General features: G+C 43.7%; 9 protein-coding genes. 6 read left to right on the plus strand and 3 right to left on the minus strand.

Translation table 11 applies throughout. The features are described from left to right. Positions 1-2 precede the first annotated feature (2 nt). From trxA to ACZQK9_RS11365, 5 genes are all read left to right on the plus strand, one after another. Positions 3-314: a thioredoxin gene (trxA, locus tag ACZQK9_RS11345; protein ID WP_118373380.1), complete on the plus strand. Its 312-nt coding sequence runs from the start codon at positions 3-5 to the stop codon at positions 312-314. A gap of 34 nt (positions 315-348) precedes the next feature. Further along, on the plus strand, positions 349-732 hold the full coding sequence (locus ACZQK9_RS11350) for a VOC family protein (protein ID WP_177970806.1): 384 nt from the start codon (positions 349-351) through the stop codon (positions 730-732). Positions 733-867: 135 nt separating this feature from the next. Next, on the plus strand, positions 868-1,146 hold the full coding sequence (locus ACZQK9_RS11355; RefSeq protein WP_178017180.1) for a helix-turn-helix domain-containing protein: 279 nt from the start codon (positions 868-870) through the stop codon (positions 1,144-1,146). After that, complete coding sequence (locus ACZQK9_RS11360) at positions 1,133-2,263, plus strand: type II toxin-antitoxin system HipA family toxin (RefSeq protein ID WP_483270631.1); 1,131 nt, start codon at positions 1,133-1,135, stop codon at positions 2,261-2,263. The genes ACZQK9_RS11355 and ACZQK9_RS11360 overlap by 14 nt, the downstream gene beginning before the upstream one ends. A 61-nt stretch (positions 2,264-2,324) precedes the next feature. Beyond that, positions 2,325-2,801 carry a flavin reductase family protein gene (locus ACZQK9_RS11365; RefSeq protein ID WP_483270632.1) on the plus strand — a complete coding sequence of 159 codons (477 nt, stop codon included), beginning with the start codon at positions 2,325-2,327 and terminating at the stop codon, positions 2,799-2,801. 15 nt (positions 2,802-2,816) lie between these two features. Here ACZQK9_RS11365 and ACZQK9_RS11370 read toward each other — a convergent pair whose 3' ends face one another. Genes ACZQK9_RS11370 through ACZQK9_RS11380 form a run of 3 tightly spaced genes read right to left on the minus strand, consistent with a single transcriptional unit; the run spans position 2,817 to position 6,261 of the window. After that, a complete protein-coding gene (locus ACZQK9_RS11370; RefSeq protein ID WP_483270633.1) occupies positions 2,817-4,118 on the minus strand; it encodes an adenylosuccinate synthase in 1,302 nt (433 codons plus the stop codon). A 36-nt stretch (positions 4,119-4,154) separates the two neighbouring features. Beyond that, positions 4,155-5,513: a threonine/serine exporter family protein gene (locus ACZQK9_RS11375; protein ID WP_021985054.1), complete on the minus strand. Its 1,359-nt coding sequence runs from the start codon at positions 5,511-5,513 to the stop codon at positions 4,155-4,157. After that, positions 5,497-6,261, minus strand: a complete 765-nt coding sequence (locus ACZQK9_RS11380; protein ID WP_483270634.1) for a DUF4866 domain-containing protein — start codon at positions 6,259-6,261, stop codon at positions 5,497-5,499. Before ACZQK9_RS11380 ends, ACZQK9_RS11375 begins: the two co-directional genes overlap by 17 nt. Positions 6,262-6,383: 122 nt before the next feature. Between ACZQK9_RS11380 and ACZQK9_RS11385 the strand changes: the two genes are divergently transcribed. Further along, complete coding sequence (locus ACZQK9_RS11385; RefSeq protein ID WP_178017175.1) at positions 6,384-7,292, plus strand: LysR family transcriptional regulator; 909 nt, start codon at positions 6,384-6,386, stop codon at positions 7,290-7,292. The last annotated feature ends 184 nt before the right edge of the window (positions 7,293-7,476 follow it).

Genomic DNA, 7,476 nt, shown 5'->3' on the forward strand with positions numbered 1-7,476 from the left:
AAATGGCAGAAGTAATTTTAAATAACGATAATTTTAAGGCAGAAGTACTCGATGCAAAAGGGCTCGTACTCGTTGATTTCTGGGCGACGTGGTGTGGTCCGTGTAAGATGCTGGCACCAACGGTTTCTGAGATTGCGGACGAATATGAAGGAAAAGTCAAGGTCTGCAAGCTCGATGTGGATCAGGCAATGGATATTGCGATGTCCTATGGCGTGGCAAGCATCCCGACTTTGATTTTGTTCAAAGATGGCGAGATCGTGAAGAAAAGTGTCGGTGTGGTATCCAAGACTGAGATCGAGGCAATGTGGAGCTAGAACATAGCAGATATAAAGGAAGGCAGGGCTTATGATGAAGATAGAGCATATTGCGATGTATGTGCAGGATCTGGAAAAAACAAGAGATTTTTTCGTGAAATATTTTGCAGCAAAGTCCAATGCCATGTATCATAATCCAAATACAGATTTTAAGTCTTATTTCTTGTCCTTTGACGATGGGGCACGGTTGGAAATCATGCAGAAGCCGGGTGTGGAAGCACAGACAGAGAACCAGATGCGGACAGGATTTATCCATGTGGCAATCAGTGTCGGAAGCAAAGAACAGGTAGATAAGCTGACAGAAACACTGAAGCAGGATGGATATACGGTGACAAGCGGCCCACGTACAACCGGTGACGGATATTATGAGAGCTGTGTTGTAGCGGTGGAAGGAAATCTGATTGAGATTACGGTGTAATGTGATTGGTTGACACAGTAAATACAGGATGGTACAATACAGATAAAATATTATCTATATTGTACCATTTTTTATATAAATAGATAATATTTTATCTATAATAAACATGGTAATAATAAGTAGGAGCGATAAAAAGTGGAAGAATTTGTGTGGGAAACAGCAGAAGAATTGGATATGGCACTGGCAAAACGAGTAAAAAATATCCGTAAACGCCGATCAATTTCACAGCAGGAGCTTGCAGATAGAAGTGGTGTCAGTTATGGTTCTGTCAAACGATTTGAGACAACCGGACAGATATCGTTGCTGGCTCTTACAAAAATCGCAATGGCGCTCGATGTAGCTGATGAACTGCGAGGCATATTTACACAGGTGCCGTACCGGAATATTCAGGAGGTAATAAATGAGACAAAATAATATACTCCAGGTATTTTATGGTGACAGACAAGTTGGAACACTGGTTTTAAATGCAGATCATAAAGTAGCATTTGAATATACGGATACATGGCTGGAGGAAGGTTTTTCCATCAGTCCATTTTATCTGCCATTAAAAAGACAGGTATTTGTCCCGGTGAAAAACTATTTTGATGGATTGTTTGGTGTTTTTTCGGATAGTCTGCCGGATGCATGGGGACGATTGCTGTTAGATCGTATGCTTCAGAAAAATGGACAAAATAAAGATACCCTGACTGTTTTAGACCGGTTGGCAATCGTGGGTGAGTCAGGCATGGGTGCGTTGACCTATCGTCCGCAAAGGGAAATGAAGTATGATATAGAACCGGATAATCTGGATATACTTGCTGAACAGTGCTGCAAAATCTTGAATACGGAATATTCCGAGAAACTGGATGAATTGTATGCATTAGGCGGGACGAGCGGTGGCGCCAGACCTAAAATCTTTACACAGGTAGATGGAGAAGACTGGATTATCAAGTTTCCGGCACATGTAGATCCGATCGATGTCGGAAAGATGGAATACGATTATGCGTGTTGTGCCGGAAAATGTGGAATTATAATGACAGAGACAAGGCTGTTTCCGTCTGATAAATGTAAAGGATATTTTGGAACGAAGCGTTATGACAGGGAAAGAAAAGACGGAAAAATATATCGTTACCATGTTATCACTGCATCGGCATTATTAGAGGTGTCACATGAGATACCGAGTCTGGATTATAATGAATTGATGAAGCTTACGAAGATTCTGACGAAAGATCGTGATGTGGAGCAGATGTACCGGCGTATGTGTTTTAATGTATATGCACATAACAGGGATGATCATTCAAAGAATTTTTCCTATATTTATGATGAGGAACATGCAAGGTGGGAGCTTGCTCCGGCGTATGATCTGACGTATAGCAACACCTATTATGGGGAACATACAACAACTGTGAATGGAAATGGAAGAAATCCCGGACTTGCAGATCTGGTTGCCGTTGGAGAAAAGGCGGGGATGAAGAAAAATATATGCAAAGAAATTGCAGAGCAGATTGAAGCGATGGTACACAATATGCTGGGAGATTATCTAAAATTATAATGATAGAAAACGCCATTTTGCACATACTATCGGAAACAAAATCAGATAGGAGATGTGGAAGATGGAACGGACAGCAACACAGTGTATTACCTATGGGTTATACATGTTATCGACGGTGTGGGAGAAAAAAGCAAATGGCTGTATCATTGATACATGTATGCAGATCAGCCACGAGCCGGTTCAGATCGCAATCGCGGTTTCCAATCAGAGTTATACATGTGAATTACTCAAAAAGAGCGGGATGTTTGCAGTCAGCATCTTAGATGAGACATGCACCTTCGAGACAATCAAGCATTTTGGATATCAGTCTGGAAGAGATGTTGACAAAATGAAAACACTGGAACTTCCGGTCAATGAACAGGGAATCCCGTATCTCGGATGGCAGAGCGTGTCGATGCTTGGAGCGACGGTGACAGAGAAGATATCTTGTGGTTCCCATACGTTATTTATCGGAACTGTGACCAAATCAAAGATACTGAGTGAGAAAAAACCGCTCACGTATGCAGAGTATCAGAGAAGAGTGAAGATGTACACATAAAAAAGGGGAGTGGCTTTACAGCCATTCCCCTTTTGTCAGGTATTGATTTCGTTCCGCACCGACGGAGATAAATTGTATCTCGTGATCAAGCAGTTTTTCGATCGTTTCTATATATCGTTTTGCATTGTCCGGCAGTTCATCATAAGAACGGCAATGCGAGATATCCTGCTGCCAGCCAGGAACGATATCGATGACGGGCAGGAGATTATCCATATTATCTGTTGGGTCAAAATCCTTAATATGTTTCGTGTGCTGCAGGCATTCTGTGATAATCGGAATTTCCTTCATGGAACTTAGGACATCCAGCTTTGTCAGGGCAATCCGGTCTGCGTTCTGGCATTGGAGTCCGTAACGGCTGGCAACGGCATCAAAAGGACCGACACGTCTTGGACGTCCGGTTGCAGCACCGTATTCATTGCCGGCACGGCGAAGATCATCCTTCCATGATTCGGACATTGCTTTCTCTGCGGTAAATGGACCGGCACCGACACAGGTCGAGTATGCTTTCAGAACACCGACGACATGGGAGAGTGAAGTACCTGGGATTCCGGCACCGATCGGACCATAGGCAGAGATCGTGGATGAGCTGGATGTATATGGGAATATGCCATAGTCAATATCACGCATGGCGCCAAGCTGTGCCTCCAAAAGCACCTTTTGATTGTCTGCAAGGGCATCTCTTAAGAATGCACCGGTGTCGCAGATGTATGCGGAGAATGCTGCCGCTTGTTTTTCACACCAGGAGAGCAGCGCCGGATAGGACATTGGCTCCTGATGATAACAGCCGGAAAGCTCCATGTTTTTGGCATCCAGCATCATGTGCAGCCGGTTGTGTATATAGCCATCGTTCAGATGAAGCAGATCACCAAGCCGGAGCGTTTTCTTTCTATATTTGTCGCTGTAAGCATAGGCAATACCGCGACGTGTGGAACCGAAGGCGGAACCATCCTTTTCCAGCCGGGCTTCTTCTAGTTCATCCTGCACCCGGTGCCAAGGCATAGAGATTGTGGCACGCTTGGAAAGCTTTAGATTTTCTGGTGTGATAGGAATACCTTTTCCTCGCAGCGCCTCGATTTCCTTCGTGAGATGCTCTAAGTCAATGACCATTCCATCCCCTAAAACACATGTGACATCCGGATGCAGAATCCCGGATGGAAGCAGATTTAATACATATTTATCACGACCAACAACGACGGTGTGACCGGCGTTATTTCCGCCTTGATAGCGGACAACGATATCCGCCTGCTCTGCTAATAGATCGATGACACGACCTTTTCCTTCGTCACCCCAGTTGATACCTGTTACGGCTGTAAGCATTTGTTTGTCCTCCTTTGTTTGGTAAGGTAATTTATGTTATGTGCAGTACCGGAATGTACGGTCAGTCAGAATTCTTGCAAAGATCAGACCGAGTGGAAGTGCAATGATAATCATGATTGCAGATGTAAACCACGAGACCGCTTCGGTAAGAGACATAATGCCAAAGTTATAAATTGCACGATATAAGTAAAGTCCCGGAACCATAATAACGATGGAAGGAACCGTAAGTGAAATTCTTGGATATCCATGATTCTGTTTTATAAAGGATGCAAGAAGTCCTGCTGTCAGTGCCCCAAGAAATGCAGCTACAGCGGCAGGAATTCCACAATGGTCTACGAGCTCCAGACGGAGTGTATTTGCGACAGCACCAATCATTGCAGCCGTGCATGCCATTGAAACAGAACTGTTGAACATTAGGGAAAATCCGAATACACCACAGAAGCTGGTAATTATCCGGAGTATAAAATGTACCCATACATTGATATGCATGTCTGCGAAAGACAGCGGCTGCAAATGTAACAGCAAAGCCATGATCCATGCAGACATGGTTGCAACCAAAACGATAATAATGGAATAAGTCAGTCGTTCCAGACCGGATCGTAGATCCAGCTTTGCAAGGTCAATGCCGCTTGTAATAAATGGAAATCCAGGGATGATAAACAGGATAGAGCATATATAACCTGCTTCGTGCACCGCGGCCACATGGAACAGCATTTCGGCAAGCTTCAGACAGATCGTGTAGATCAGACAGGCAGCCGAGATAGAAGCAGCAATGTTTAGAAATAAGGTAAAATGATGCTTGATCAGTTTTGTTCGTATGATATTACCAACACCTGCAGCAATGAATGCAAGAATCATTTCCACGGGACCGCCGCCGAGCAGAAATGTAAATGCACAGCAGGCGAGTGCTGCCGCCAGTCCTAATTTGACAGGAGAGTAAAGCGCATGGATTCTCTCGATTTCATCGAGCCTTTTATGGATTTCTTCACCGGTCAGATGGGCTTCGATATTCGGAAAGCTGTCGACGAAACGCTCCATTCGGTAAAGCTTGGATGTGTTTACGCCTGTATTTGCAATACTTAAGGATTGGGACACACAATCATTTCCATCAAAACAGTTAAACTCAATGGACATCAGACCGACATCGACCGTGCATGTTACACCGAGTTCTTTGGAAAGCTTATTCATGGATGTACGGACACGCCATGCTCCGGTTCCACAGGAAAGCAGGATCAGACCGACACGACCGATAACGGAAGCTTTTTCAATCAATCCCGCATCGGAGATAAGCACGTTGCTGTCATCACCGGTATAATCATGCCAGGGGATTTCCATGTGATTTTTTTCCATAATATCAACATAGGAAGTTGAGATCGGATCAGTGTTCTTCTTCATATAATATCGCCTCTGCTTTTGTAATATGCCGTTTCAGATTATTCAAAAAAACGGAATTTGGCAGGAAGATTCCAAGCTCGTCAAAACGCTCATTGTGTTCGAGCAGAGTATCCTGTCCGTAAAATACAAATGCCATCGGGAGTTCCTTCTCCAGTTTTACCATCAGATCCCAGACTGCGGAATAGGCTTCTGCTTCGGTTTCTTTTTTCTTGATCGTGTCCGGAAGCTCGCGGATCAGGAGAACGCCGGTGCAGGATTCCAGATTTTTCTGCTTGAGGTCCATAGAATCAGATGCATATGCGTGGCTGTACCGATAACCCTGTGCTAAGAACATATTTTGTGTTGAATCGATTTCTTTGCATACGTTCTGAAAATGATGATATTCTTTCTCATGAACTGTTTTTTTATATTCGGGTAACAGATTTCCATCTGTATCTGTCATGATAATCGGGTTTTGCTTCCCATCAGCATTGAACCGGTATGGAATCAGATAAGAATTCCGCAGCAGATCAAACAGTGTATTCTGACAGATTGCCATTAGAAATGCAGACAAATCCCGGTTGTGGTATGCATCAAACAGGACATTGGCAAATGTGGATGCAGAAGGGGAATTATCTGTATCGTCAGTCAGCGCGAGAGAATTACAAAAGGTCTCCTGCAGTTTTTCACATGCCCATGGATCATTTAATATTTTCTGGAATAAAACATCGGCATGTTCTTCTCTTGGAAACATTGTTGTATTTTTCATAATATGCACATCCCTTCTTGCTTTTTCTTTTCGGACAGATTATACTATGCATACAGAAATAAGTAAAAAGTATAATTGATATATTGAAGATACTACTTTGATATATCAGAATGAGGAGAGGCATGAACGTAAATTTTGAGTATTACAAGATCTTTTATTATGTGGCAAAATATGAGAATTTTACAAAGGCGGCCCGTGTATTGGGAAATAGCCAGCCGAATATCACACGTGCGATGAATAGCTTAGAACAGCAGATTCATAGTACGTTGTTTGTTAGAACGAACCGTGGTGTGCAGCTGACACCGGAGGGACAGCGCCTGTATACGCATGTATCTGCGGCAATGCTGCAGTTATGGGCGGCAGAGGAGGAACTGGCCGACAGTACGGGACTGACACATGGAAGTATTGCAATCGGCGCGAGTGAAACCGCCTTGAATATCTATCTGCTGGATAAGCTGAAAGAGTTTCATATGAAATATCCGGGTATACGTCTGAAAATCTATAATCACTCAACTCCACAGGCAATCGAGGCAGTGAAAAGTGGAATGATTGATTTTGCAGTCGTGTCAACCCCGGCGGAGGTGGAAGCCCCGCTCAAGGAAATTGTATTGGAGTCTTTTCAGGAGGTATTAGTCGGAGGAAGAACGTTCATGGCACTTGGAAGCCAGGAGATATCGCTGTGGGAATTAAAAAATTATCCGCTGATATGTCTTGGACGTGAGACGATGACATTTCAATTTTATAATCAGTTGTTTTTATCATATGGACTGGAACTGTCCCCGGATACGGAGGTTGCAACGACCGATCAGATCCTGCCGCTGGTAAGGCATGAACTTGGACTTGCATTCGTTCCAAAAGCGATGGCAAGAGAATCTATAATGGAAAGAGAAATCGTGCAGATTCCGTTAAAAGAAGAAATTCCGAAACGGGATATCTGTATGGTATTGGATAATCAGCATCCACTCAGCGCTGCCGCAAGACAGCTTAAGAACATGATATTGCAGGCAGTGGAGGAAGAGAAAGGGGAGTAAACGATGACACTACAACCGTTAAGAAAATGCTGAGTCATCTGGCTCAGACATATCTGACAGCAATAAAGAAATATTTATCTTAGAATCATAACTACCGGCTTAGCCGGTAGTTTGTCCTGCGGCTATAAGCCGCTGTTACCTGCTTGCCTCTAAAGAGGCTCTGAAGAATCCGCCTTCCGCACTA

This window comes from Wujia sp., from assembly GCF_056872695.1.

Coding starts and splice junctions, on each gene's coding strand:
- trxA (WP_118373380.1), top strand. CDS start 3: ATGGCAGAAGTAATTTTAAATAACGATAATTTTAAGGCAGAAGTACTC.
- ACZQK9_RS11350 (WP_177970806.1), top strand. CDS start 349: ATGAAGATAGAGCATATTGCGATGTATGTGCAGGATCTGGAAAAAACA.
- ACZQK9_RS11360 (WP_483270631.1), top strand. CDS start 1,133: ATGAGACAAAATAATATACTCCAGGTATTTTATGGTGACAGACAAGTT.
- ACZQK9_RS11365 (WP_483270632.1), top strand. CDS start 2,325: ATGGAACGGACAGCAACACAGTGTATTACCTATGGGTTATACATGTTA.
- ACZQK9_RS11370 (WP_483270633.1), bottom strand. CDS start 4,118: ATGCTTACAGCCGTAACAGGTATCAACTGGGGTGACGAAGGAAAAGGT.
- ACZQK9_RS11375 (WP_021985054.1), bottom strand. CDS start 5,513: ATGAAGAAGAACACTGATCCGATCTCAACTTCCTATGTTGATATTATG.
- ACZQK9_RS11380 (WP_483270634.1), bottom strand. CDS start 6,261: ATGAAAAATACAACAATGTTTCCAAGAGAAGAACATGCCGATGTTTTA.
- ACZQK9_RS11385 (WP_178017175.1), top strand. CDS start 6,384: ATGAACGTAAATTTTGAGTATTACAAGATCTTTTATTATGTGGCAAAA.